Source organism: Enterobacter sp. 50588862 (assembly GCF_001462935.1).
GTDB lineage: Bacteria > Pseudomonadota > Gammaproteobacteria > Enterobacterales > Enterobacteriaceae > Enterobacter > Enterobacter bugandensis.
This window is the reverse complement of sequence record NZ_LNHM01000021.1, coordinates 576,284-601,962: the sequence shown is the minus strand read 5'-3', so window position 1 is coordinate 601,962 and position 25,679 is coordinate 576,284. Positions and strand designations below refer to the sequence as shown.

25 protein-coding genes and 5 tRNA genes are annotated in these 25,679 nt (G+C 57.6%); 10 read left to right on the top strand and 20 right to left on the bottom strand.

The annotated features are described in order from the left end of the window. Positions 1-48: 48 nt before the first annotated feature. The gene (leuA, locus tag APT89_RS10755; RefSeq protein ID WP_060572303.1) at positions 49-1,704 is read left to right on the top strand and encodes a 2-isopropylmalate synthase; all 1,656 of its coding nucleotides are present in this window, start codon (positions 49-51) and stop codon (positions 1,702-1,704) included. Here the strand turns inward: leuA and APT89_RS10750 are convergent. From APT89_RS10750 to mltB, 19 genes are all read right to left on the bottom strand, one after another. After that, positions 1,691-2,455: an AraC family transcriptional regulator gene (locus tag APT89_RS10750; protein ID WP_060572370.1), complete on the bottom strand. Its 765-nt coding sequence runs from the start codon at positions 2,453-2,455 to the stop codon at positions 1,691-1,693. The genes leuA and APT89_RS10750 overlap by 14 nt on opposite strands. 53 nt (positions 2,456-2,508) lie before the next feature. Continuing rightward, positions 2,509-3,024: an S-ribosylhomocysteine lyase gene (gene luxS / locus APT89_RS10745; protein ID WP_008499539.1), complete on the bottom strand. Its 516-nt coding sequence runs from the start codon at positions 3,022-3,024 to the stop codon at positions 2,509-2,511. Positions 3,025-3,177: 153 nt separating this feature from the next. Beyond that, positions 3,178-4,722, bottom strand: coding sequence for a glutamate--cysteine ligase (gshA, locus tag APT89_RS10740; protein ID WP_060572301.1), 1,545 nt, complete (start codon positions 4,720-4,722; stop codon positions 3,178-3,180). Between the two features lie 83 nt (positions 4,723-4,805). Continuing rightward, a complete protein-coding gene (locus APT89_RS10735; RefSeq protein ID WP_047364384.1) occupies positions 4,806-5,234 on the bottom strand; it encodes a YqaA family protein in 429 nt (142 codons plus the stop codon). After that, a complete protein-coding gene (gene yqaB / locus APT89_RS10730; RefSeq protein ID WP_047364386.1) occupies positions 5,231-5,797 on the bottom strand; it encodes a fructose-1-phosphate/6-phosphogluconate phosphatase in 567 nt (188 codons plus the stop codon). Before yqaB ends, APT89_RS10735 begins: the two co-directional genes overlap by 4 nt. A 126-nt stretch (positions 5,798-5,923) precedes the next feature. Next, positions 5,924-6,000 (bottom strand) — tRNA-Arg (locus tag APT89_RS10725). Positions 6,001-6,064: 64 nt separating this feature from the next. Beyond that, a tRNA-Arg gene (locus APT89_RS10720) sits at positions 6,065-6,141 on the bottom strand. Positions 6,142-6,205: 64 nt separating this feature from the next. Then, positions 6,206-6,282, bottom strand: a tRNA-Arg gene (locus APT89_RS10715). A gap of 64 nt (positions 6,283-6,346) precedes the next feature. Further along, positions 6,347-6,423, bottom strand: a tRNA-Arg gene (locus APT89_RS10710). A 4-nt stretch (positions 6,424-6,427) separates the two neighbouring features. After that, positions 6,428-6,520 (bottom strand) — tRNA-Ser (locus APT89_RS10705). 342 nt (positions 6,521-6,862) lie between these two features. Beyond that, a complete protein-coding gene (gene csrA, locus APT89_RS10700; protein WP_000906486.1) occupies positions 6,863-7,048 on the bottom strand; it encodes a carbon storage regulator CsrA in 186 nt (61 codons plus the stop codon). Positions 7,049-7,289: 241 nt separating this feature from the next. Continuing rightward, positions 7,290-9,917 (bottom strand): alanine--tRNA ligase, encoded by a 2,628-nt coding sequence (gene alaS / locus APT89_RS10695; protein WP_047364388.1) that lies wholly within the window; start codon positions 9,915-9,917, stop codon positions 7,290-7,292. A 131-nt stretch (positions 9,918-10,048) separates the two neighbouring features. Next, the gene (gene recX, locus APT89_RS10690) at positions 10,049-10,549 is read right to left on the bottom strand and encodes a recombination regulator RecX (RefSeq protein ID WP_045629917.1); all 501 of its coding nucleotides are present in this window, start codon (positions 10,547-10,549) and stop codon (positions 10,049-10,051) included. A gap of 68 nt (positions 10,550-10,617) precedes the next feature. Beyond that, positions 10,618-11,676 (bottom strand): recombinase RecA, encoded by a 1,059-nt coding sequence (recA, locus tag APT89_RS10685; RefSeq protein ID WP_028014189.1) that lies wholly within the window; start codon positions 11,674-11,676, stop codon positions 10,618-10,620. Between the two features lie 89 nt (positions 11,677-11,765). Further along, complete coding sequence (pncC, locus tag APT89_RS10680; protein ID WP_028014190.1) at positions 11,766-12,263, bottom strand: nicotinamide-nucleotide amidase; 498 nt, start codon at positions 12,261-12,263, stop codon at positions 11,766-11,768. A gap of 129 nt (positions 12,264-12,392) precedes the next feature. Continuing rightward, a complete protein-coding gene (locus APT89_RS10675) occupies positions 12,393-13,271 on the bottom strand; it encodes a metal ABC transporter substrate-binding protein (RefSeq protein ID WP_048960112.1) in 879 nt (292 codons plus the stop codon). Positions 13,272-13,285: 14 nt separating this feature from the next. Then, positions 13,286-14,146 (bottom strand): metal ABC transporter permease, encoded by an 861-nt coding sequence (locus tag APT89_RS10670; protein WP_041908508.1) that lies wholly within the window; start codon positions 14,144-14,146, stop codon positions 13,286-13,288. Then, complete coding sequence (locus APT89_RS10665) at positions 14,143-14,796, bottom strand: metal ABC transporter ATP-binding protein (protein ID WP_041908506.1); 654 nt, start codon at positions 14,794-14,796, stop codon at positions 14,143-14,145. Before APT89_RS10665 ends, APT89_RS10670 begins: the two co-directional genes overlap by 4 nt. Before the next feature lie 257 nt (positions 14,797-15,053). Continuing rightward, positions 15,054-16,154: a lytic murein transglycosylase B gene (gene mltB / locus APT89_RS10660; protein ID WP_192841523.1), complete on the bottom strand. Its 1,101-nt coding sequence runs from the start codon at positions 16,152-16,154 to the stop codon at positions 15,054-15,056. Between the two features lie 253 nt (positions 16,155-16,407). Here mltB and srlA point away from each other — a divergent pair, with 253 nt between their 5' ends. The 7 genes from srlA (at position 16,408) to gutQ (ending at position 21,318) form a co-directional block, all read left to right on the top strand. Next, positions 16,408-16,971 carry a PTS glucitol/sorbitol transporter subunit IIC gene (gene srlA / locus APT89_RS10655; protein ID WP_003862164.1) on the top strand — a complete coding sequence of 188 codons (564 nt, stop codon included), beginning with the start codon at positions 16,408-16,410 and terminating at the stop codon, positions 16,969-16,971. Continuing rightward, positions 16,968-17,927 carry a PTS glucitol/sorbitol transporter subunit IIB gene (gene srlE / locus APT89_RS10650; RefSeq protein WP_041908504.1) on the top strand — a complete coding sequence of 320 codons (960 nt, stop codon included), beginning with the start codon at positions 16,968-16,970 and terminating at the stop codon, positions 17,925-17,927. Before srlA ends, srlE begins: the two co-directional genes overlap by 4 nt. Positions 17,928-17,939: 12 nt before the next feature. Further along, positions 17,940-18,302 carry a PTS glucitol/sorbitol transporter subunit IIA gene (gene srlB / locus APT89_RS10645; RefSeq protein WP_041908503.1) on the top strand — a complete coding sequence of 121 codons (363 nt, stop codon included), beginning with the start codon at positions 17,940-17,942 and terminating at the stop codon, positions 18,300-18,302. 14 nt (positions 18,303-18,316) lie between these two features. Continuing rightward, a complete protein-coding gene (gene srlD, locus APT89_RS10640; protein WP_023294411.1) occupies positions 18,317-19,096 on the top strand; it encodes a sorbitol-6-phosphate dehydrogenase in 780 nt (259 codons plus the stop codon). Between the two features lie 67 nt (positions 19,097-19,163). Continuing rightward, positions 19,164-19,523 (top strand): transcriptional regulator GutM, encoded by a 360-nt coding sequence (gene gutM / locus APT89_RS10635; protein ID WP_041908501.1) that lies wholly within the window; start codon positions 19,164-19,166, stop codon positions 19,521-19,523. Between the two features lie 63 nt (positions 19,524-19,586). Then, positions 19,587-20,360 (top strand): glucitol operon DNA-binding transcriptional repressor SrlR, encoded by a 774-nt coding sequence (gene srlR, locus APT89_RS10630; protein WP_010434430.1) that lies wholly within the window; start codon positions 19,587-19,589, stop codon positions 20,358-20,360. Next, a complete protein-coding gene (gene gutQ, locus APT89_RS10625; RefSeq protein ID WP_041908497.1) occupies positions 20,353-21,318 on the top strand; it encodes an arabinose-5-phosphate isomerase GutQ in 966 nt (321 codons plus the stop codon). Before srlR ends, gutQ begins: the two co-directional genes overlap by 8 nt. Here gutQ and norR read toward each other — a convergent pair. Continuing rightward, entirely contained in the window at positions 21,315-22,829 is a 1,515-nt protein-coding gene (gene norR, locus APT89_RS10620; RefSeq protein WP_041908496.1) for a nitric oxide reductase transcriptional regulator NorR, read from the bottom strand. The two genes, gutQ and norR, sit on opposite strands and share 4 nt — an antisense overlap. 187 nt (positions 22,830-23,016) lie before the next feature. Here norR and norV point away from each other — a divergent pair, with 187 nt between their 5' ends. Both norV and norW read left to right on the top strand, forming a co-directional pair. Then, complete coding sequence (gene norV / locus APT89_RS10615; protein ID WP_060572298.1) at positions 23,017-24,459, top strand: anaerobic nitric oxide reductase flavorubredoxin; 1,443 nt, start codon at positions 23,017-23,019, stop codon at positions 24,457-24,459. After that, entirely contained in the window at positions 24,456-25,589 is a 1,134-nt protein-coding gene (norW, locus tag APT89_RS10610) for an NADH:flavorubredoxin reductase NorW (protein WP_060572296.1), read from the top strand. The genes norV and norW overlap by 4 nt, the downstream gene beginning before the upstream one ends. The last annotated feature ends 90 nt before the right edge of the window (positions 25,590-25,679 follow it).

Below are 25,679 nucleotides of genomic sequence, written 5' to 3'. Positions count from 1 at the left end.
CGCTCCTGAAATCAATTCACGATAGTGAAAAGACAACAGGAGCGCATCATGCTGAACACACCCGCCGACAAATACCAGCCATATCCCACCGTTTCATTGCACGACCGCCGCTGGCCGGAGCAGACCATCACCCGCGCGCCGCGCTGGCTTTCGACAGACTTACGCGACGGCAACCAGGCGCTTGCCGAGCCGATGGACAGCGCGCGCAAGCTTCAGTTCTGGGATTTGCTGCTGGGCTGCGGATTTAAAGAGATTGAGGTCGCCTTCCCGTCCGCCTCGCAGACCGACTTCAACTTTGTCCGCCAGCTCATCGAAGAGAACCGCATTCCGGATGACGTTACGATTCAGGTGTTAACACAGGCGCGGGAAGATCTTATCCATCGTACTTTTGAATCCCTGCGCGGCGCGAAGCAGGCCACCGTCCACCTGTATAACTCCACCGCCCCGCTGTTCCGCCGCCTGGTGTTCGGCATGGAGAAAGCGCAGATCGTCGAGCTGGCCACCCGCGCCACGCGGCTTATCCGCCAGCTTTGTGAAGAGAACCCTGAAACCCGCTGGCAGTACGAGTACTCCCCGGAAACCTTCTGCTTTACCGAGCCGGAGTTTGCGCTGGAGATTTGTGAAGCCGTGGCGGAGATCTGGCAGCCGTGCGATGAACGGCCAATGGTGATCAACTTACCCGCTACCGTCGAGGTCAGTACGCCGAACGTCTATGCCGATCAGATAGAGTATTTCTGCCGCCACTTCAGCCGCCGCCGCGACGTGTGCATCAGCGTGCATCCGCATAACGACCGCGGAACGGGCGTCGCCAGCGCGGAGCTGGCGGTGATGGCCGGGGCCGACCGCGTGGAGGGCTGCCTTTTTGGCAACGGCGAACGCACGGGCAACGTTTGCCTGGTAACGCTGGCGATGAACCTCTACAGCCAGGGCATTAGTCCCAATCTGGACTTTAGCGATATGAATCGGGTGGTCGAAACGGTAGAGGCCTGCAACCAGTTGCCTGTCCATCCGCGCCATCCGTGGGCAGGACGGCTGGCCTATACCGCCTTCTCCGGCTCGCACCAGGACGCCATCAAGAAAGGCTTTGATGCCCGCAGGCCTGGCGATCGCTGGGAGATGCCCTATCTGCCCGTCGATCCGCAGGACATCGGCTGCACCTACGAAGCGGTGATCCGTGTGAACAGCCAGTCAGGAAAAAGCGGCAGCGCCTGGCTTATTGAGCAAAACCACGGCCTGAAGCTGCCCCGCGCCCTGCAGCAGGATTTTAGCCAGCACGTGCAGCAGGAAACGGATCGCCACGGGAAAGAAATGACGCAGAACGCACTGTGGCAGCTATTCCGCACGCGCTACGGGCTGGTAACGACGCCGCAGCTGGCGCTGCAATCCTACCGCAGCGACGGCCAGCAGGACGGCCAGCTGCGGCTGACGGCAAGCGTCGTCACGCAGGGGGGAACGCGCCAGCTGGAGGGTCAGGGCAACGGTCTGCTCTCCGCTGCCGCGCAGGGCCTGAGCCGCTGGGTCAACGCGCCGTTTGTGATTAAGGATTATCACGAACATACGCTGGGCGAACGCAGCGACAGCCGCTCGGTGGCCTATATCCGCTGCCTGTTCCAGGACGGCACGAGCAGCTGGGGCGTGGGCATTGACAGCGACGTGGCGCGCGCGTCGCTTCAGGCGCTGTTTAACGCGGTTAGTCGTTCTTAAAGTAATCGCTGGGTGAGATACCCATCGCCCGGCGGAACATCGCCGTAAAGGCGCTGTGGCTGCCGTATCCCAGATCCAGCGCCACGCGCAGCACCGGCTGGCCCTGCGCCAGCCGCACTAAGGCTTCCAGCAGGCGCGCCCTTCTCACCCACTCGCCGTAGCTTAACCCGGTCTGCTGCTGAAAATGGCGGTTCAGCGTACGCTCGCTCATGCCGAGCAAGCTCGCGCTCTGTTGACCGCTCCAGCTTTCACCTGGTAACTGACGGATCTGCCGACACAGCTGGCGTAACGCTTCACTTTCCGGTTCCGGCAGGTGAAACGGCAGCACCGGCATGATGCGAATTTCATCCAGAATGAGCTCATACACGCGCTCGTCACGGCTTCCCGGCGAGTACGATTCCGGTAGCGTCAGGGAGGTGAGGATCAGCTCGCGCAGCAGCGGGGAGATCTGCACGATCTGACAGGTCGCCGGGAGATCGGCTCGCGCCAGCGGATCGATAAACAGCGTGCGGGCTGCAACGTTGCCGGTGATGCGAAGCGAGTGCTGTGTTCCCGCCGGTAGCCAGACGCCGCGCCCGGGCGGCACTACCCAGCAGCCGGATGCGGTATCGACCCGCACGACGCCCGTCAGGCTGTGCAGCAGCTGCGCGCAGTCGTGCTCATGCCACGGCTCGCTATCGCCATGAGCATAATCATGCGAAAACGGCACAAGCGGGCGATGGGTAAAGGAGAAGGTGGTGGTTGTCGTCATGAGGATTGTAGGCCCGGCCAGCGAAGCGCCACCGGGCATCCACAGGCACAATACTAGATGTGCAGTTCCTGCAGTTTTTCTTTTGGCAGGGCCAGCTCTTCATTGCTGTTCACGCGAACGTCACGCTCGATGATGTGACGGGCAATTTCCTGGGCTTCTTCCAGAGAGTGCATCTGGTAAGTGCCGCACTGGTAAACGTTCAGCTCAGGGATCTGGTTCTGCTCTTTCACTTTCAGCACGTCTTCCATCGCCGCTTTCCACGCATCGGCGACGCGTTTCTCTTCAGGCTGACCAATCAGGCTCATGTAGAAGCCGGTACGGCAGCCCATCGGAGAGATGTCGATGATCTCAACGCCGTTGCCGTTCAGGTGGTCACGCATGAAACCGGCGAACAGGTGTTCCAGGGTGTGAATGCCTTTCTCCGGCATCACTTCTTTATTCGGCACGCAGAAGCGCAGATCGAAGACGGTGATCGTGTCGCCGTGCGGGGTGTGCATGGTCTTCGCCACGCGGACTGCAGGTGCTTCCATACGGGTATGGTCGACAGTAAAGCTATCTAATAACGGCATACGTCACCTCCGATAGTGATTTTTTTTTAAATAAACTGAACTCTTCTACAGAATGCACGTCTGAGTATATGAAAGACGCGCATTTGTTATCATCATCCCTGAATTCAGAGATGTATATTTTGGCCACAGCGATGTGGCCTTTTTCTTTTCTGCTTAAGCCTGCTTCGCCAGAAACGCCTCAAACGACTCCGTATCCGCCGCTTCAACCTCTTTCTGACGCACCAGGGACGCGTCGCGCTCCGCGACAAAATCCGCTTCGCCCAGGATCTCTAACGGCTCCTGTATCAGCATCTCACGGTACTCCGCTGAGAGTGAACGCCCCGTGCCGCCAATCCCCTGCTCGATCATGGTGCGCAAAATGCGCGCAGAGAACGTCAGTTCCGGGTTATCAAAGCATTCCACCAGCTGGTCGCAAATCTGTTGATACGCGTCGCCGCCGTCGATGCTGTCCAGGGTGCGGGCAACACGCTTCAGGTCACGGAACAGATCCTTACCAACCTTAGCCAGCGGGAACTGCGCCGTTTCGCAGCCAATACCCAGCGTCAGACCCGGTTTACGGCCTTCCAGAATCACGCGGTTCCAGTTCGTGCGCGTACAAAGCAGTTCGTCTGAACTCATTTCCGGCGCATCCGCCAGCGCGCACCAGACCATAAACAGATCCAGGAAGCGAACCTGCTGCTCGTCAACGCCAATCGGTGAGAACGGGTTGATGTCCAGCGAGCGCACTTCAATGTATTCAATGCCGCCGCGCTGCAGCGCATCCGACGGCGTTTCACCGCTGCGCGTCACGCGCTTCGGACGAATTGGCGCATACAGTTCGTTTTCAATCTGCAATACGTTGCTGTTGATTTGCAGGCGCTTTCCGTCTTTTTCGAGGCCGATTTTCGCGTACTCTTCCGACGGAGTTTTAATCGCCCGCTTCAATCCTGCCACATATTCGTGCAATTCGTTAAACGTAATACCGAGATTGCTTTGCGATTTATTGGTATAGCCCAGATCGCTCATGCGCAGAGAAGTCGCGTACGGGAGATAGTACATGCCACACTCGGTTTTTTCGAACGGCAGCGTGGTCGGTTTCCCCTGCAGGAACGATGAACAAATGGCAGGCGACGCGCCAAACAGATACGGAATCACCCAGCCAAAACGGTAATAGTTGCGGATCAGACGGAAATAACCGGCGGAGATCGCTTCTTTATCCGTTTCTCCCCCCTTCGCCTGCCAGAACGCCATCGGCAAAGAGAAATTGTAGTGCACGCCAGAGATCGTCTGCATCAGCGCGCCGTAGCGATTTTTAAGACCTTCGCGATAGAGCGTTTTCAGCCGACCAATGTTTGACGTGCCGTACTGCGCCAGCTCAATCTCCTGGCCCTGCTCGATATAGCACGGCATGCTGAGCGGCCACATACGTTCATCGCCGAGATTGCGCGCGGTGTAGCGATGGATGTCGCGCAGGATCGTCAGCATATGATCAATATCGCCGTCCACCGGCGTAATGAACTCCAGCAGCGCTTCAGCGAAATCGGTTGTGATCCATTTATGTGTCAGCGCCGAGCCTAACGCCTTCGGGTGACCCGTCGTCGCTAAGCTACCGTCCGCGTTAACGCGCAGCGTTTCACGCTCAAGACCACGCTGAATACCCTTCAGAGCCTGAGGGTGGTTTTCCAGCCAGGCCAGCGCCTGAGATACGTCCGGGATCAAATTGACCTCCCGCCTGTCAAAGTAATGTTACTCAGCATAATTGTAATGGTTGACGATTGAAGGTCGCGTATTCATTCCACCAATTAGTGCCACCACGTCATACCCTGTAGTGTTGCCCACGCCACGAGAACATAGCGCAACGCCTTGCCAAGGCACAAAAAAAAGAGCACCGGTCCCCAGGAGATCCGCATCCATCCCGCCAGCAGACACAGTAAATCGCCTATTACAGGCATCCAGCTTAATAACAGCGTGGCAGCGCCATAGCGTTTTAGCCAGCCGACTGCCTTTTCCTGCCAGCGCGATTTTTCGCGCAGCGGAAAGAAACGCCCAAGAATAACGTTAGTCAGCCCTCCAAGGCTATTACCCATTGTTGCTATTAATACAAGCAGCCAGGGCTGACTCACGCCGGACAACAGCATCGCCACCAGCACCACTTCCGAATTGCCCGGTAACAGCGTGGAGCTTAAAAAACTGCTGGCGAATAATGAGGCAAGTGACAGCGCGTCACTCACAGTAAGCGAACGTCCACCGCCGCCATTCCGGCATCACGCGCGGCCTGAATGCCAAAATCAGCATCTTCAAACACCACGCATTTTGCGGGTGGAACACCCATTAATTCTGCGCAGAGCAGGAAGGTATCCGGTGCGGGTTTGTGATGCTTAACATGATCGGCAGCAACGACGGCAGAAAAATAGTGGCGCAGGCCAAGGTGGTTGAGTAGCGCTTCAGCAATCGCGCTCTCGCTGCCCGTGCCGACAGACATAGGACGACGCCCGTGCCACTCCTTGACGACGTCAATGAGTGGTAGAGGCTGCACGGTGTCTAACAGTATGGCTTTTACCGCATCGGTTTTTTCACGCGCGAGCTGATGCGGGTCGAGATCGGCCTGATTCAGCTCAATCACGGCCTGTGCGATACGCCAGGTGGGCGATCCGTTGAGGGCAATCATCGCCTGTAAATCGAAACGCATACCGTAACGGCCCAGGACGTCGGTCCAGGCCTGACGATGCGTGGGTTCGGTATCCAGGAGGGTGCCGTCCATGTCGAAGATCAAACCGTCATACTGTGCGTACATCGTGCTCTCGCTAAACGATTAACAAAGCATTACTTTATCGTAAAAGGGGATTTTTGTCGCTGATTGCGAAGTGATAACAATGAGAGTGATTAAGAACTAAACATCGAAGGGGATCACTAGAAGAGATGGTGCATCCGGGAGGATTCGAACCTCCGACCGCTCGGTTCGTAGCCGAGTACTCTATCCAGCTGAGCTACGGATGCATCAGGATTTACTACTGTACTGCTCGATATTCACATCACTTCGAAAGCAATATGAAGTAATAGATGGTGCATCCGGGAGGATTCGAACCTCCGACCGCTCGGTTCGTAGCCGAGTACTCTATCCAGCTGAGCTACGGATGCATCGGGATTTACTACTGTACTGCTCGATATTCATATCACTTCGAAAGCAATATGAAGTAATAGATGGTGCATCCGGGAGGATTCGAACCTCCGACCGCTCGGTTCGTAGCCGAGTACTCTATCCAGCTGAGCTACGGATGCATCGGGATTTACTACTGTACTGCTCGATATTCATATCACTTCGAAAGCAATATGAAGTAATAGATGGTGCATCCGGGAGGATTCGAACCTCCGACCGCTCGGTTCGTAGCCGAGTACTCTATCCAGCTGAGCTACGGATGCAAAATGGCGGTGAGGCGGGGATTCGAACCCCGGATGCAGCTTTTGACCGCATACTCCCTTAGCAGGGGAGCGCCTTCAGCCTCTCGGCCACCTCACCACACAACGCCTCTTTCGAGTGCTTCGAGTGACTCGTTAAGAGCTTCTCGTCGCTGCGTGGCGCATATATTACTTTCTGGGACTTATAAGTCAAACAATTTTCCAAAAGCTTTTATCGTTTGCACAAATCACACGCAATTCGCATGTAAAAGCCGCAAAGAGGGTGTTTTATAAGCGGATTTTGCAGGCAATGCCACAGAAAACATCTGCCGAAATGGCGGTATTGAGACGAGTTAAGGGTAACGGAGTGGTTAAAAAGAGAGCGATTGAAATTAAACGGTAACTTTGAGCAGGAAAAATAGCGGGAGGGTTGCGTCTCGCCCGACAGCGAGACGCGACAATATCAGTAACTGGACTGCTGGGATTTTTCAGCCTGGATACGCTGGTAGATCTCTTCACGGTGGACAGATACTTCTTTAGGAGCGTTAACACCAATACGTACCTGGTTACCCTTTACCCCTAAAACTGTCACGGTGACCTCATCCCCAATCATGAGGGTCTCACCAACTCGACGAGTCAGAATCAGCATTCTTTGCTCCTTGAAAGATTAAAAGAGTCGGGTCTCTTGTATCCCGGCATTATCCATCATATAACGCCAAAAAGTAAGCGATGACAAACACGTAAAGTGTAAGCAGTCACGGCATCACATTCTGTTAAACGTAAGTTTAGCCGATATACACAAACTCAACCTGACTTTATCGTTATCGATAGCACAGTGAACAAGACGCCATAACGTTGCCGCTATGGCGTCTGCTTGTGCTTTGTAGTTATTACAGTTTCGCGCTTACCCAGCTTTCAACGCTGGCTAATGCCGCAGGAAGTGCCGCCGCATCCGTACCACCGGCTTGCGCCATGTCCGGACGACCGCCACCCTTGCCGCCCACCTGCTGAGCGACCATACCAATCAGTTCCCCTGCTTTAACGCGGTCGGTCACATCCTTAGAGACGCCCGCAATCAGAGAAACCTTACCTTCTGCCACCGTCGCCAGCACGATAACGGTAGAACCAAGCTGGTTCTTGAGATCGTCGACCATAGTACGCAGCATCTTAGGCTCAACGCCCGCCAGATCGCTGACCAGCAGTTTGACGCCCTTAATGTCTACCGCTTTACTGGAGAGGTTTGCACTCTCCTGCGCCGCAGCCTGTTCTTTCAGCTGCTGGAGTTCTTTTTCCAGCTGACGCGAGCGATCCAGCGCAACGCGCACTTTCTCGCCCAGATTCTGGCTATCGCCTTTCAGCAGCTGCGCGATGTCGTGCAGCTGATCGCTCTGCGCATGCAGACTGGCGATTGCGCCTTCACCGGTCACCGCTTCAATACGACGCACACCTGCAGCCGTACCGGATTCGGAAACAATGCGGAACAGGCCGATGTCACCGGTGCGCGAGGCGTGAGTACCGCCGCACAGTTCGGTAGAGAAGTCGCCCATGCTCAGCACGCGAACGCGCTCGTCATATTTCTCGCCAAACAGCGCCATCGCACCTTTTTTCTTCGCGTCCTCAAGATCCATGATGTGGGTCTCAATTGGCAGGTTACGACGGATCTGCGCGTTCACCAGGTCTTCCACCGCGCGAATTTCAGACGGCTTCATCGCTTCAAAATGCGAGAAGTCGAAGCGCAGCACTTTATCGTTTACCAGAGAACCTTTCTGTGCAACGTGGGTACCCAGCACGTCGCGCAGGGCTGCGTGCATCAGGTGGGTTGCAGAGTGGTTCAGACGAATGCGCGCACGGCGTGCTTCATCAACGTTAGCCTGTACGCCCTCGCCCACTTTCAGAGAACCGGATACCAGTTTGCCCTGGTGACCGATCGCCTGACCGTATTTCTGGGTGTCGCTGACGCTGAAGCTAAAACCGTTGCCTTTCAGTTCGCCTTTATCGCCAACCTGACCGCCAGATTCCGCATAGAACGGCGTTTTGTCCAGAATGACGACGGCTTCCTGACCCGCGCTGATGCTGTCTACGGCTTTACCGTCAACAAACAGGGCGGTCACTTTGCCGGTCAGTTCCAGCGCTTCATAACCTTTGAATTCAGACGCGCTATCAACGCGGATCATCGCGTTGTAGTCTGCACCGAAACCGCTGGACTCACGCGCTCGACGACGCTGCTCTTCCATCGCAGCTTCAAATCCTGCTTCATCAACTTTGATGTTGCGCTCGCGGCAAACGTCCGCCGTCAGGTCAACCGGGAAGCCGTAGGTGTCGTACAGGCGGAAAGCGGTTTCGCCATCAAGCGTGTCACCCTTAAGCTTCGCCAGTTCTTCGTCCAGCAGCGCCAGACCGCGCTCCAGCGTACGAGCGAACTGCTCTTCTTCGGTTTTCAGAACCTGCTCAACCTGCGCCTGCTGGCGTTTCAGCTCGTCGCCGGCTGACCCCATCACGCCAATCAGTGGCCCAACGAGTTTATAAAAGAAGGTGTCCTTCGCGCCCAGCATGTTGCCGTGACGGATCGCACGGCGAATGATGCGACGCAGCACGTAGCCACGGTTTTCATTCGACGGAATAACGCCGTCGGCAATCAGGAACGCACAGGAACGAATATGGTCTGCGATAACGCGCAGCGATTTGTTGTTCAGATCGGTCGCGCCGGTAACGTTCGCAACGGCTTTGATCAGAGTGCTGAACAGGTCAATCTCGTAGTTGGAGTTAACGTGCTGCAGAACCGCGGCGATACGCTCCAGGCCCATACCGGTATCAACGGATGGCTTCGGCAGCGGCTCCATAGTGCCGTCAGCCTGGCGGTTGAACTGCATGAAGACGATGTTCCAGATCTCAATATAGCGATCGCCGTCTTCTTCCGGGCTGCCTGGAGGGCCGCCCCAGATATGGTCGCCGTGATCGTAGAAGATCTCGGTGCACGGACCGCAAGGACCGGTGTCGCCCATCTGCCAGAAGTTATCAGACGCATATGGCGCGCCTTTGTTATCACCGATGCGAATAATACGCTCGCGCGGGATACCCACTTCTTTTTCCCAGATTTCGAACGCTTCGTCATCGGTTTCGTAGACGGTCACCCACAGACGCTCTTTCGGCAGGTTGAACCAGTTTTCACCGGTCAGCAGCTCCCATGCGTATTGAATGGCATCATGTTTGAAGTAGTCGCCGAAGCTGAAGTTACCCAGCATTTCGAAGAAGGTGTGATGGCGCGCGGTGTAACCGACGTTTTCCAGGTCGTTGTGTTTACCGCCCGCACGCACGCAACGCTGTGAGGTTGTGGCGCGGGAATAATTACGTTTGTCGAGACCAAGGAACACATCCTTGAACTGGTTCATCCCGGCGTTGGTAAACAGCAGAGTCGGATCGTTGTTCGGTACCAGGGAGCTGCTGGCAACAACCTGGTGTCCCTTACTATGGAAAAAATCGAGAAACGCCTGACGGATCTCAGCGGTGCTCTTGCTCATAATTATCCTGAAATCAAGCTAACGAAATGTCGTAGCCAGCCTGTATCGGTAAACCGTTGGACGGACCAGCTACTGGAAAAAGTGGGAATAAGATAAGTTTTCTTTAGTGGGAAGTAAAATCCCGCATGCGTTCAATCGGCAAAATTACGCCAGATATCCTGAATATCTTCCATCAGAAAGCCGCGGTAGAGCAAAAAGCGCTGGATTTTGACTTTTTCTGAAAATTCACGCGGCAGCGGTTCGCCGTACTTACGAATCGCCTGCTCTTTTGCCAGTTCGCACCAGTCCGTGTCGCTTTCGCGCATCGCTTTTTCGATGGACTCCCTGGCCACCCCTTTCTGGCTTAGCTCCTGGCGGATGCGCGCGGGCCCATACCCTTTGCGACCACGGCTGGCGAGAAAACGCGAGGCAAACCGGTCATCGTCCAGGTAATGATGCTCATAGCACCAGGCCACCACGCGGTCGTAGTCTTCCGCAGTGGCATCAATCTCCTCCGGCCCGTTTTTGCTCATGACGGGCGCTGACAGCTTCCGCCGCAGCTCCTGTTCACTGTGGTCGCGCACGGCGAGAATGCGTACCGCACGATCCAGCAAGCGCGCGTAGGCGGGTCGGCGTGATGTCGGTTCACTCATAAAAAACCTGCAGAATCAGAAATGCAAAAAGGGCCGCGTCAGCAGCCCTTCATCTTTACACGAGAGACTTAAAAGTCTTCGTTGGTTTCTTCAGCATCCGCAGCATCCACCACGAAATCAGGTTTGGAGTCCTGGTTGTTCAGCAGAAGCTCACGCACCTTCTTCTCAATCTCTTTCGCCGCAGCCGGGTTCTCTTTCAGCCAGGAGATAGCATTCGCTTTACCCTGACCAATCTTGTCACCGTTGTAGCTGTACCAGGCGCCCGCTTTTTCAATCAGCTTCTCTTTCACGCCCAGGTCAACCAGCTCGCCGAGGAAGTTGATACCTTCGCCGTAGAGGATCTGGAATTCGGCCTGTTTGAACGGTGCTGCGATTTTGTTCTTCACAACCTTCACGCGGGTTTCGCTACCCACCACGTTCTCGCCCTCTTTCACCGCGCCGATACGGCGGATATCCAGACGGACAGAGGCGTAGAATTTCAGGGCGTTACCACCGGTGGTGGTTTCCGGATTACCGAACATCACACCAATTTTCATACGGATCTGGTTGATGAAGATCAGCAGCGTATTGGACTGCTTCAGGTTACCGGCCAGCTTACGCATCGCCTGGCTCATCATACGTGCCGCGAGGCCCATGTGAGAGTCACCGATCTCACCTTCGATTTCCGCTTTTGGCGTCAGCGCCGCAACGGAGTCGACGATGATCACGTCAACCGCACCGGAGCGTGCCAGCGCGTCACAAATTTCCAGCGCCTGCTCGCCGGTGTCCGGCTGGGAACACAGCAGGTTGTCGATATCAACGCCCAGCTTACGGGCATAGACCGGGTCCAGCGCGTGCTCGGCATCGATAAACGCACAGGTTTTACCTTCGCGCTGCGCCGCTGCAACAACCTGCAGGGTCAGCGTCGTTTTACCTGAGGATTCCGGACCGTAGATTTCTACGATACGCCCCATCGGCAAACCGCCCGCGCCCAGTGCGATATCCAGAGAAAGCGAACCGGTGGAGATAGTTTCCACATCCATGGAACGGTCTTCACCCAGGCGCATGATGGAGCCTTTACCGAATTGCTTTTCGATCTGGCCCAGTGCTGCCGCCAACGCTTTCTGTTTGTTTTCGTCGATAGCCATTATTACTCCTGTCATGCCGGGAGAAGCAACTGCGCTTCACCATGGACTTCTGTTCTGTTGGTGCAATTATACTGTATAGTCATACAGTATCAAGTATTTTGTAGAAATTGTTGCCAGAGCGTTTTTAACGCATAAACGGTAGCCTGACGACGCACGCTTTCGCGATCGCCGCTGAAGCACTCCCGGCGGGTGATCCCTTCCCCTTTGGACGTGGCAAACCCGAACCAGACGGTGCCGACAGGCTTCACGTCGCTGCCGCCGTCCGGCCCCGCGATGCCGCTGATGGAAATGGCGTAATCTGCCCGCGCCTCTTTCAGCGCGCCAATGGCCATTTCAATGACAACCGGTTCGCTGACCGCGCCATGCTGTTCCAGCGTGGCTTCGCGTACGCCAATCATCTGCGCCTTAGCTTCGTTACTGTAGGTCACAAAGCCACGTTCAAACCAGGCGGAACTGCCGGCGATATCGGTAATCGCTTTCGCCACCCAGCCGCCGGTGCAGGATTCCGCGGTGGTAATAGTCGCGCCACGCTGCTTCAGGGCAAGGCCAACGATCTCGCTTAGCTGCATCAATTCATGGTCAGTCATTCTAGCTCCAGGCTTGAGAAAAACGTGCAGCACAAGATAGCACTTTCTCGTCAGATATGGGGATGCGCTTCAGGTTTTACGAGGGGGCTTCAGAAAAAAGCCGGTGCGGGCGCACCGGCTGTAGAAATATTATTTCATGCTGTTCGCAAGCGTATCGACATTATGGCGAAACGCCTTAACGTAGGTGTCTGCTGCCCCACCTTTTGCCGACAGGGCTTCCGGGTAAAGTTCGCCGCCCGGCTGTGCGCCCGTCGCCGACGCAATCTGCTTCACCAGACGCGGATCGAGCTGGTTTTCCATAAACCACGTTTTCACGCCGTCGGCTTTAATCTGCTTGATAATCTCCGCCACCTGCGACGCGCTGGCCTCGCTCTCTGAAGAGAGTCCTTGAGGTGCCAGGAAGGTTACGCCGTAAGCGCGGCCAAAATAACCAAACGCGTCATGGCTGGTCAGCACTTTGCGCTTTTCCTGCGGGATCTGGCTAAAGCGCGTTTTGGCCCAGCTGTCCAGTTGGGTCAGTTGCGCAATGTAAGGTTTTCCTGAAGCCTCCAGCGCCGCTTTGTCTTCCGGATCGGCTTTCACCAGCCCGTTCAGAATATTTTGCGCATACAGCGCACCGTTCGCCGCGCTGTTCCAGGCGTGCGGATCGGTCACGGTCTTTCCATCTTCCTCAAGCGTGTGGGTTTTCACCCCATTTGAGGCAACGACCAGCTGGCCTTTGAACCCGGAGGCTTTCACCAGGCGGTCGAGCCAGCCTTCCAGCCCCAAACCGTTGACCACGACCACGTCAGCCTTGCTCAGCGCCGCGCTGTCCTTAGGCGACGGTTCGAAGGTATGGGGATCGCCGTCCGGCCCCACCAGCGTCGTCACGTTTACACGATCGCCCCCCACCTCCTGCGCGATATCCCCCAGTATCGAAAAGCTGGTGACCACATTCAGCGTTTTCGCCATCACGCTATGCGACATCATCCCCAGCGCTAGCGCCATGATTAATCCTGTACTTTTCATCGTTTCCCCTTGCGTTAATAAAGCGCCCGCAGGCTGCCAGCCAGCCTGCTGCGCGTGCCAAATAAAACGGAAATAAAGAACAGCGCGCTGGCGGTCAGCACAATAGATGGCCCCGCGGGTAAACTTGCCGCCCAGGAGAGGCTTAGCCCCAGCCACGCGCAGAAAATACCGCTGATACCAGCCATCAGGAGTAATCCGGGTAAGGTGCGGACCCAACAGCGCGCCGCCACCGCCGGGAGCATCATCAGCCCGACGGCCATCAGCGTGCCGAGCACCTGAAAACCGGCCACCAGGTTCAGGACCAGCAGCGCCAGAAACAGACCGTGCAATAAGCCTGGTAGCCAGCGGGCATTCACCTGCAGCCAGGCGGTGTCAAACGCCTCCGTCACCAGCCCGCGGTAAAAAAGGGCCAGCATGATAAGGGTGAAGATGCACACGCCGGTCACAAACAGCGCGGCGTCGTTGTCCACCGCGAGGATTGAGCCAAACAGCAGATGCAGCAGATCGACATTCGAGCCGCGCAGAGATACCAGCGTGACGCCCAGCGCCAGTGACCCCAGGTAAAAACCGGCAAAGCTGGCATCCTCTTTCAGCGGCGTGCGGCGGCTGACCAGCCCGGCCACCAGCGCAACGGCAATCCCGGCGATAAACCCGCCGACGGTCATAGCCAACAGCGACATCCCGCTGAGCAAATACCCCACGGCGACGCCGGGCAAAATGGCGTGAGAAAGCGCATCGCCCATCAGGCTCATCCGGCGCAGCTGAAGAAACACGCCGAGCGCGGTGGTGCTGACGGAGAGCGCCAGGCAAACCACCAGCGCGCGGCGCATAAAACCGAATTCGATAAACGGCTGGAAGAATGTGTGCCAGATCATGCCACCCTCACCCGTTCGGTTTTCCACTGGGGGGCGTCAGTATCCAGCCGCAGCGTCTGCGGGAAGTGGCGCGCCACGCGCTCGCTGTCGTGCAGTACCGCGAGCAGCGTTTGCCCCTGCATATACATCTCCAGCATCAGGTCCATCAGCACGTTGCAGGTCGCTTCATCAACGCCGGAGAAGGGCTCGTCGAGCATCACCAGCGGCGCCTGCTGTACTAACACGCGGGCAAAAAGCATGCGCTGAAACTGGCCGCCGGAGAGTTCATCAATGGTGGAGAGCGCCATCGACTCCAGCCCCACGCGCTCAAGTGCACCACTAATGCGCAGACGCGCTTCGCGACGAAAACCGGCGAAAAGCGAAATTCCGGGCCAGCAGCCCATGCTCACCACGTCCTGGACGGTCAGCGGAAATTGCGCTTCCAGCGCGTGACGCTGCGCCAGCCAGCCGATTACCGGTCGTCTACCCTGCCAGTGAAATCTGCCGCTGACGGGCGGAATAAATCCGGCGAGGGTTTTCAGCAGCGTGGATTTGCCGCAGCCGTTGGCGCCGATAATCGCGGTCATGCTGCCGCGTTCAATCACGCCCGAAAGCGGACGCGTGACGGGCTGGCGGTCGTAGCCCGCAACCAGTGCGTTCATCACGATCATGGCAGCGCCACCGCCCAGCGCACGGCCAGCCCGAGAAACAGAATGAGCACCATCGCCAGCAGCAGCCGAACCGGGGATGAGAGAGAAAACAGGGACATGGATATTTCAACTCAAAAATAATGTTATAACATAACAATAATGAAAGGCGATGAAGATGTAAACGGCGGGAATGAAATGGGAGTGTGGCGAAATGTTTCTGCGGGAAAGAGGTGCGCGCGGGTGCCCTCTCCCACAGGGAGAGGGCGGAATAAGGCGAGTTACTGACTAAACGGCGACGCCGCCGGGACGCGAGCCTGCGATACCGCCAGCCCCAGTTGCCACACCGCCATCGCATAGTGGGTGCTATGGTTGTAGCGGGTGATGGTGTAGAAGTTCGGCATGCCGTACCAGTACTGGTAGCCGGTTCCCACGTCCAGACGCAGCAGGCTCACCTGGTCAACATTGCCCAGCGGCTGGGTTGGCGTTAAGCCTGCCGCCGTCAGCTGCGCAACGCTGTATTTGGTTTTAAAGCCGTTTTCCAGACCAAACGCTTCGCCGTTCGCCTGCACGGCAACCTGGCCGCCCGGCGTCCAGCCGTGCGCTTTAAAGTAGTTCGCCACGCTGCCGATGGCATCCACCGGATCCCACAGGTTAATGTGACCATCCCCGTTAAAGTCGACGGCATACTGTTTATAGGACGACGGCATAAACTGGCCGTAACCCATCGCGCCGGCAAATGACCCTTTCAGATCAAGCGGATTGTCCTGCTCGTTGCGCGCCATCAGCAGGAAGGTTTCCAGCTCGGAAGAGAAATACTCCGCGCGGCGCGGGTAGTTAAAGGAGAGTGTCGCCAGTGCGTCGAGGATGCGGGTTTTGCCCATCACGCGCCCCCAGCGGGTCTCTACGCCGATAATCCCGACGATGATTTCCGGCGGCACGCCGTAAACCTGCCACGCGCGGTTGAGCGCATCTTCATACTGGTTCCAGAACGCCACGCCGTTTTGCACGTTGTCCGGGGTAATAAACTGTTTGCGGTAGCGCAGCCATGCGCCGTTCGGCCCGCTCGGCACCTGGGCGGATGGTGCCTGCCTGTCCATCAGGCGCAGAACGTAGTCCAGACGCTTCGCCTGAGACAAAATTTCATGCAGCTGCTGGCGGTCGAAACCGTGTTTGCTCACCATTTTATCGATGAACTGCTCGGCCGCCGGGTTATTCGCGAAGTCGCCTCCCATCTGCATCATATTGTGCTGCGGCTCCAGCAGGAATCCCCCGGAAGGCGCGCCCGCCGTTTGCTGAACGGCTTCGGTCTTAGGTTTGCTGCTACAGGCAGACAGCAGGATAAGCGCAGGCAACAGCGCTGCATAACGACGCTTGAACATGAGACATCCATTTAACGGGTTCGATAAGAACCCAGTATGGTAAAGCATCCGCAACACCTCAAGGAAGCGGTACGCGCCTCCACAACGCAAATCCGCGCTTTTTTCCACCGAAAATCATTCACCCCACCAATTAACTTTCAAAATAATACATTTTTCTTTCATTGTGAGATCTAACTAACACTTTAAAACCTTTCAAAGTGATTATTATTAGCCGCAGTTATACAAAAACAAAAAAGCCCCACAGGAGAGAAGAATGATAGAGACCATTACCCACGGCGCCGAGTGGTTCATCGGGCTGTTTCAGAAAGGCGGAGAAGTGTTCACCGGCATGGTGACCGGGATCCTGCCCCTGCTGATCAGCCTGCTGGTGATCATGAACGCGCTGATCAACTTTATCGGCCAGCAGCGCATCGAACGCTTTGCCCAGCGCTGCGCCGGTAACCCGCTGTCCCGCTACCTGATATTGCCATTCATCGGCACCTTTGTTTTCTGTAACCCGATGACCTTAAGCCTCGGCCGCTTTATGCCGGAAAAGTACAAGCCGAGCTACTACGCCGCCGCCTCCTACAGCTGCCACTCGATGAACGGCCTGTTCCCGCACATCAACCCCGGAGAGCTGTTTGTCTACCTCGGGATCGCCAGCGGCCTTACCACGCTTGGCCTGCCGCTCGGCCCGCTGGCGGTGAGCTACCTGCTGGTTGGCCTGGTGACCAACTTCTTCCGCGGCTGGGTGACTGACCTCACCACCGCTATTTTCGAGAAAAAAATGGGCATCCAGCTTGAACAGAAGGTCCATCTTTCAGGAGCGACAGCATGAACCGGATCCGCATTGAGAAAGGCACGGGCGGCTGGGGCGGCCCGCTGGAGTTCGACGCCACCGAAGGCAAAAAGATCGTCTACATCACCGCGGGCACGCGCCCGGCGATTGTCGACAAGCTGCGCGAGCTGACCGGCTGGGAAGCGGTTGACGGCTTTAAAGAGGGCGAGCCGCCGGAAGCGGACATCGGCGTGGCGGTGATTGACTGCGGCGGCACGCTGCGCTGCGGCATCTATCCGAAGCGCCGCATTCCGACGGTGAATATTCACTCCACCGGGAAATCCGGCCCGCTGGCGCAGTACATCCTTGAGGACATTTATGTCTCGGGCGTGAAGGAGGACAACATCACTCTGGTGAATGGCACTGCCGTGCCGCAAAAAGCAGCCCCGCGCGAGTACGACACCAGCAAGAAAATCACCGAGCAGAGCGACGGCCTACTGGCGAAGGTCGGGATGGGGATGGGCTCCGCCGTGGCGGTGCTGTTCCAGTCCGGGCGCGACACTATCGACACGGTGCTGAAAACGATTCTGCCGTTTATGGCGTTCGTCTCGGCGCTGATCGGCATCATCATGGCGTCCGGCCTGGGCGACTGGATTGCCCACGGCCTCGCCCCGCTCGCCAGCCACCCGCTCGGGCTGGTGACGCTGGCGCTGATCTGCTCCTTCCCGCTGCTGTCGCCATTCCTCGGCCCGGGCGCGGTGATTGCCCAGGTCATCGGCGTGCTGATTGGCGTGCAGATTGGACTGGGGAACATTCCTCCGCACCTCGCCCTGCCCGCCCTGTTTGCCATTAACGCCCAGGCGGCGTGCGACTTCATCCCCGTGGGGCTGTCGCTGGCCGAAGCGCGCCAGGACACCGTGCGCGTGGGCGTGCCGTCCGTGCTGGTGAGCCGCTTCCTGACGGGCGCGCCGACGGTGCTGATTGCCTGGTTTGTCTCCGGCTTTATCTATCAATAAGAGGTTCCTGCAATGAACGTCATTTACCAGACCACCATTACCCGCATCGGCCAGAGCGCAGCGGACGCGCTGAGCGACCAGATGCTGATCACCTTCCGCGAAGGCGCTCCGGCGGATATCGAAGAGTTTTGCTTTATCCACTGCCACGGCGAACTGAACGGCGAGCTGAAGGCCGGAAGCCAACTGGAGCTGGGCGAGGCGCGCTATGCCGTCACCGCCGTCGGCGACGTGGCCGAACAAAACCTGCGCGAGCTCGGCCACATCACCCTGCGCTTCGACGGCCAGCCGCAGGCGGAATACCCCGGCACGGTTCACGTGGATGGCCCGGTTCCGCAGTCTGTCACCCCAGGCTGCACGTTAAAATTTGTTGCGTAATTAAGGAGAATCACATGAGTCAGGTTGCCGTTGTCATTGGTGGAGGACAAACCTTAGGCGAGTTCCTCTGCCGTGGGCTTGCCGCAGAAGGTTACCGCGTGGCGGTAGTGGACATTCAGAGTGAAAAAGCCGCCCGCGTGGCGGACACCATTAACACCGAGTTTGGCGAAGGGATGGCGTACGGGTTTGGTGCGGACGCCACCAGCGAGCAGAGCGTGATGGCGCTGGCCCGCGGCGTGGACGAGATTTTTGGGCGCACCGATCTGCTGGTCTACAGCGCGGGGATTGCGAAAGCGGCGTTTATCAGCGATTTCGAGCTGGGGGATTTTGACCGTTCGCTGCAGGTGAATCTGGTGGGCTATTTCCTTTGCGCCCGCGAGTTTTCCCGCCTGATGATCCGCGACGGGATTCAGGGGCGCATCATTCAGATCAACTCAAAATCCGGGAAAGTGGGCAGCAAGCACAACTCCGGGTACAGCGCGGCGAAGTTTGGCGGCGTGGGGCTGACGCAGTCCCTGGCGTTGGATCTGGCCGAATACGGGATTACCGTGCACTCGCTGATGCTGGGCAACCTGCTGAAATCGCCGATGTTCCAGTCCCTGCTGCCGCAGTACGCCACCAAGCTCGGCATCAAGGCTGAGGAAGTGGAGCAGTACTACATCGATAAAGTGCCGCTGAAGCGCGGGTGTGACTATCAGGACGTGCTGAACATGCTGCTGTTTTACGCCAGTCCGAAAGCGTCGTACTGCACCGGGCAGTCGATTAACGTGACCGGTGGGCAGGTGATGTTCTGATCGAGCGGCCTGATGCCCTCACCCTAACCCTCTCCCACCGGGAGAGGGAACAAAACAAGGAGTCGATATGGTAACCGCACTCATCACCGTCGCCGCCCTCGCCTGGCTGTGCCAGATGGCGTTTGGCGGCTGGCAGATCCACCAGTTTAACCGCGCGTTTGATGCGCTGTGTCAGAAGGGCCGCGTCGGCGTCGGGCGTTCCGGCGGACGCTTTAAACCGCGCGTGGTCGTCGCTGTAGCGCTGGACGAGCACGACCGGGTGTGCGATTCCCTCCTGATGCGTGGCATGACGGTATTTGCCCGTCCGGCCAAAATCCAGGCAATCAACGGCCTCTTGTTACAGGAATTGCAGCCTGATGTGATCTTTCCCCATGATTCACTCTGTCAGAATGCACTATCATTAGCGCTCAATCTGAAACATGGATAATTTCGTTGTGAAAGTTATAGACTTGCGAAATTATCATTTCGCAACCTAAGGAACGAAGCGCCTATGAAACCACGTCAGCGGCAGGCGGCCATTCTCGAGCATCTGCAAAAGCAGGGAAAATGCTCGGTAGAGGATCTGGCCCACTACTTTGACACCACCGGCACGACAATACGCAAGGACCTGGTATTGCTCGAAAACTCTGGCGCCGTTATTCGCACCTACGGCGGCGTGGTGCTCAACAAGGACGAAGCGGACCCGCCAATCGATCACAAAACGCTGATCAATACCCACCAGAAAGCGCTGATTGCCGAAGCCGCCGTGAAATTTATCCAGGACGGCGATTCCATCATCCTCGACGCAGGCAGTACCGTCCTGCAGATGATCCCCCTGCTCAGCCGCTTTAACAACATCACGGTGATGACCAACAGCCTGCACATCGTCAACGCGCTGTCGGAGTTCGACAGCGAGCAGACCATCCTGATGCCCGGCGGCACCTTCCGCAAAAAATCGGCGTCCTTTCACGGCCAGCTGGCGGAGAACGCTTTCGACCACTTCAGCTTCGATAAACTGTTTATGGGCACCGACGGCATCGACCTGAACGCAGGCGTCACGACGTTTAACGAGGTGTTCAGCGTCAGCAAAGCCATGTGTAACGCCGCGCGGGAAGTGATTTTAATGGCCGACTCGTCGAAGTTTGGCCGCAAAAGCCCCAATATTGTCTGTAGCCTCGAAAGCGTTGATAAGCTGATTACCGACGCGGGTATCGATCCGGCGTTCAAAAAAGCGCTGGAAGAGAAAGGGATCGACGTGATCGTAACCGGAGAAAGAGATGAGTGATTTTCTGTTAGAAACGGGCCGCCAGACGCTGATGCTGGAGCTGCAGGAAGCCAGCCGCCTGCCGGAACGTCTGGGCGAGGATTTTGTCCGCGCCGCCAACACCATTATCCACTGCGAAGGCAAAGTGATTGTGGCGGGCATCGGTAAATCTGGCCATATCGGCAAGAAGATTGCCGCGACGCTCGCCAGCACCGGTACCCCGGCGTTCTTCGTGCATCCGGCAGAGGCGCTGCATGGCGATCTCGGGATGATCGAAAGCCGCGACGTGATGCTGTTTATCTCCTACTCCGGTTCGGCCAAAGAGCTGGATCTGATTATTCCGCGCCTGCAGGAAAAATCTGTCGCCCTGCTGGCGATGACCGGGAAACCCCGCTCGCCGCTGGCGCTGGCCGCCAAAGCGACGCTGGATATTTCCGTTGAGCGTGAAGCCTGCCCGATGCACCTCGCCCCGACCTCCAGCACCGTTAACACCCTGATGATGGGCGACGCGCTGGCGATGGCGGTAATGCAGGCGCGCGGATTCAATGAGGAAGATTTTGCCCGTTCGCATCCGGCAGGTGCGCTCGGCGCGCGACTGCTCAACAAGGTTCACCATCTGATGCGCACCGACGATGCCATTCCGCAGGTCAAACTCGATACCAGCGTGATGGACGCGATGCTGGAGCTGAGCCGCACCGGTCTGGGGCTGGTGGCGGTATGCGATGACGGCGGAAACGTGAAGGGCGTCTTCACCGACGGCGACCTGCGCCGCTGGCTGGTGGGCGGCGGCAGGCTGGAAACAAACGTGTCTGACGCCATGACCAAAGGCGGGCTGACGCTCAACGCCGACAGCCGCGCCATTGAAGCCAAAGAGGTGCTGATGAAGCGCAAAATCACCGCCGCACCGGTGGTGGACGAGCACGGCAGGCTGTGCGGCGCTATCAACCTGCAGGACTTCTACCAGGCCGGGATTATTTAACCCTTCAGCCCAAGACGCTTCGCCAGCCGGTGCAGGTTGGCGACGTCCATCTCCAGCGCCCGCGCGCACGCCGCCCAGCTGCGGTTATTCTGCTCCAGCGCGCGGGTAATCATCTGACGCTGAAACTCTTCCGTCGCTTCGCGCAGGTTTTCGATTGCGCTCTCAGGCACAGCAGGCTTCACGGTCGGGGCATTTTCCTCATGCAGCGCAAAATGGCGCGCATGAATCACCACTTCATCCCCCGAGCGCGTCGCCCTCGCCAGCACCACCGCGCGGTGAATCGCATGCTCCAGCTCGCGCACGTTGCCCGGCCAGCCGTAGCTGAGCAGATGCGCTCTCGCCCCCGGGCTAAGCACCACGCGGGACAGCCCCATTTTGAGACGGCACTGTTCGCAGAAATAACCCGCCAGCAGCACCGCGTCGTCTCCGCGCTCGCGCAGCGGCGGCACGGACAGCGGGAACACGCTCAGGCGATGGAACAGGTCGGCGCGGAACTGCCCGGCCAGCACCGCTTCGCGCAGATCCCGGTTGGTCGCAGCAAGGACCCGCACGTCCACCCGCAGGCTGCGGTCATCCCCCACGCGCTGGATGTCGCCGTACTGCAATACGCGCAGCAGCTTGGCCTGAAGTGAAAGGGAAAGCTCGCCAATCTCATCAAGAAACAGCGTGCCGTTATCGGCCATTTCAAACTTGCCGCTGCGGTTGCTGATGGCCCCGGTAAACGCCCCTTTGACGTGACCGAACAGCTCGCTCTCCGCCACGCTTTCCGGCAGCGCGGCGCAGTTGAGGTACACCAGCGGGTTGACCGCGCGCGGCGAAGCTTCATGGATGGACTTCGCCACCAGCTCCTTACCGGTACCAGTCTCTCCGAAGATCAGCACGTTCAGATCGGACGCGGCGACAATCTCAATCTCTTTTTTGAGCTGCTCCATGCCCGGTGAAAGGCCGATCATCTCGGTGTGCGCCACCGGCTCAAACGCCATCGGGCTACCGGGAAGAATATTCTGGCTCTCCAGCTGCTCTATCAGCAGCGCATTATTCAGCGCCCCGGCGGCCAGCGCGGCAATCAGCCGTAGCTCTTCGTCGCTGAAGGTGTCGAACTGATCCGGCGACATGCCGTCGAGGGTTAATGCGCCAATCAGATTCTGCCCGGCGAACAGCGGCAGGCCAATACAGGCGTGCACCTTCAGGCTCTCCTGCCCCGGAATCAGGCCGTCGTACGGATCGGGCAGATCGCTGTCTGCCGGGAAACGCACCACGTCGCCCGCGCGGGCAATGGTTTCCAGACGCGGGTGGCCCTCCAGCGTAAAGCGCCGCCCGAGTACGTCCTTCGCCAGGCCGTCGATAGCCAGCGGAATAAACTGCCGCCCTTCGTAACGCAGCAGCGCCGATGCATCGCAATCCAGCACGTGGCGCAGCGTGGAGATCAGGCGCTGAAAGCGGTCCTGATGGCCGATACCGGTTTGCAGCTCAATGGCGATCTTCGCCAGCACGTCTACGGAAAAGCTCATGTCTGCCTCACTGTCATTTTGACAATGCATAATGTCATATTGACTCTTTTTAGGATAGTCATAATGACTACTCATCATGGGGCATTAAATCACAACTTATTGAATATTAATAATTTAAAAAGTTGGCACGCAACTTGATATAAGCAAACCATCTTATTTAAAAACGCTGTATTAAGTTGAGGTTGCTATGTCTATTCTGGTTAAAAATAACATTCATTGGGTGGGTCAACGTGACTGGGAAGTGCGCGATTTCCACGGGACGGAATACAAAACGCTGCGCGGCAGCAGCTACAACAGCTATCTCATCCGCGAAGGTAAAAACATCCTGATCGATACCGTCGATCACAAATTCAGCCGTGAGTTCGTGCAGAACCTGCGCGGTGAAATCGACCTGAATGACATCGACTACATCATCATCAACCATGCGGAAGAGGACCACGCCGGGGCGCTGACCGAACTGATGTCCCACATTCCGGATACCCCAATCTACTGCACCACCAACGCCATTGATTCAATTAACGGCCACCACCATCATCCGGAGTGGGACTTCCACACCGTAAAAACTGGCGACACGCTGGATATCGGCAACGGCAAGCAGCTGATCTTCGTCGAAACCCCGATGCTGCACTGGCCGGACAGCATGATGACCTACATGACCGGCGACGCGGTGCTGTTCAGCAACGACGCCTTCGGCCAGCACTACTGCGACGAGCGCCTGTTTAATGATGAAGTGGATCAGACCGAGCTGTTCGAACAGTGCCAGCGCTACTACGCCAATATCCTGACCCCGTTCAGCCGTCTGGTGACGCCTAAAATTACCGAAATCCTCGGCTTCAACCTGCCGGTGGATATGATTGCCACCTCCCACGGCGTGGTGTGGCGTGAAAACCCCACCCAGATCGTCGAGCTGTACCTGAAATGGGCCGCGGATTACCAGGAAGACCGCATCACTATCTTCTACGACACCATGTCCAACAACACCCGCATGATGGCGGACGCGATTGCCCAGGACATCAACGAAGTGGATCCGAACGTGGCGGTGAAAATCTTCAACGTGGCGCGCAGCGATAAGAATGAGGTATTGACCAACGTGTTCCGCTCTAAGGGCGTGCTGGTGGGCACCTCCACCATGAATAACGTGATGATGCCGAAGATTGCCGGCCTGGTGGAAGAGATGACCGGCCTGCGCTTTCGTAACAAACGCGCCAGCGCCTTTGGTTCACACGGCTGGAGCGGCGGCGCGGTAGACCGTCTTTCCACCCGTTTACAGGATGCGGGTTTTGAGATGTCCATGAGCCTGAAGGCGAAATGGCGTCCGGATATCGACGCGCTGGAAATCTGCCGCCAGCATGGCCGCGACATCGCCCGTCAGTGGGCGCTCGCCCCGCTTCCTGAAGTCACCGCAAAACCTGCGGAACAGCCACAAACCTGTTCTACGGCAGCCAGCGCCGATCTCGGTCCGCGCATGCAGTGCAGCGTCTGCCAGTGGATCTACGATCCTGAGCTGGGCGAACCGCTGCAGGATGTTGCCCCGGGCACGCCGTGGAGCGAGGTGCCGGACAACTTCCTCTGCCCGGAATGCTCCCTCGGCAAAGACGTCTTTGATGAACTGGCAACGGAGGCAAAATGAGCAACGGCATCGTTATCATCGGCTCGGGCTTTGCTGCCCGCCAGCTGGTGAAAAATATCCGCAAACAGGATGCAAACGTGCCGTTGACGCTGATCGCCGCCGACAGCATGGACGAGTACAACAAGCCTGATTTAAGCCACGTCATTAGCCAGAATCAGCGCGCCGATGACCTCACCCGCCAGACGGCGGGGGAGTTCGCGGAGCAGTTCAACCTGCGTCTGTTTCCGTACACCTGGGTCACCGATATCGATGCCGACGCCCACGTGGTAAAAGCGAAAGCGAAAACCTGGCAGTACGACAGGCTGGTGCTGGCGACCGGGGCATCTGCGTTTGTGCCGCCGGTTGAAGGCCGCGAGCTGATGATTACCCTCAACAGCCAGCAGGAGTATCAGGCCAGCGAAACCCGGCTACGCGATGCCGCCAGAGTGATGATTGTCGGCGGCGGGCTGATCGGCACCGAGCTGGCGATGGACTTCTGTCGGGCGGGAAAATCCGTGACCCTGGTTGACCACGCGGCCAGCATTCTGTCGGCGCTGATGCCCGCAGAAGTAAGCAGTCGCTTACAGCATCGTCTGACCGATATGGGCGTGCATCTGATGTTGAAATCGCAGCTACAAAGCCTGAGCAAAACCGAAGGCGGTATCCGTGCCACGCTCGACCGAAGCCGCAGCGTAGAAGTGGATGCGGTGGTTGCCGCGACGGGCCTGCGCCCGGAAACCGCGCTGGCGCATCGCGCAGGGGCTGAAATAAACCGCGGCGTGAAGGTAAATAGCTACCTGCAAACCACGCGGCCGGATATTTATGCCCTGGGCGACTGCGCGGAAATTAACGGCCAGGTGCTGCCCTTCCTGCAGCCGATACAATTAAGCGCCATGTATCTGGCAAAAAACCTGCTCGGCGGCAGCGCGCCGCTGAAATTACCCGCCATGCTGGTAAAGGTCAAAACGCCGGAATTGCCGCTGCATCTTGCAGGTGAAACGCAGCGTCAGGATCTGGACTGGCAGATTGCCCTTTCGCCGCAGGGCATGGTGGCGCGCGGCACCGATGCAGACGGTCAGATGCGCGCCTTTGTCGTCAGCGAAGACCGGATGAAGGAGGCCTTCGCCCTGCTGAAATCGCTGCCTGCTTAACCCTCGTATTGCCGGGTAGCGCTCCGCTTACCCGGCCTACATGCAGACCCGCGCAAGCGTAGCGCCGCCGGGTAAAACAGGGTGGGGAGT